This window comes from Pseudomonas sp. SIMBA_067, from assembly GCF_046534675.1.
Classification (GTDB): Bacteria; Pseudomonadota; Gammaproteobacteria; order Pseudomonadales; family Pseudomonadaceae; genus Aquipseudomonas; species Aquipseudomonas putida.
Genome location: NZ_JAWRYH010001515.1, coordinates 1 through 229, shown reverse-complemented (window position 1 = coordinate 229; position 229 = coordinate 1). Strand labels below are relative to the sequence as shown.

General features: G+C 59.4%; 1 protein-coding gene. It reads right to left on the bottom strand.

Translation table 11 applies throughout. From position 1 onward, the window contains the following. On the bottom strand, positions 1–229 hold a 229-nt coding region (locus SB765_RS34505; protein WP_410933141.1), incomplete at both ends, for a PfkB family carbohydrate kinase.

Here is a 229-nt window from a genome sequence, read left to right as displayed (position 1 = left end):
CGCTTAATCACGATTTCGCTGGCACCCGCCTGACGGGTACGCGCGATAACATCATCCAGCGGCTCTTCGCCCCAGAGCAGATGTTCATCATCCAGTGTCAGAAAGGCGATATCGGTGCAGTTGAGCATGGCGCGATAAGCGGCCTGCGTGCTGGCCCGATCGGCCCATAAACGCGGGCGGTAGTTGTTATCGAAAATCACCTTGCCGCCATTAGCCCGGCAGCGCGCCA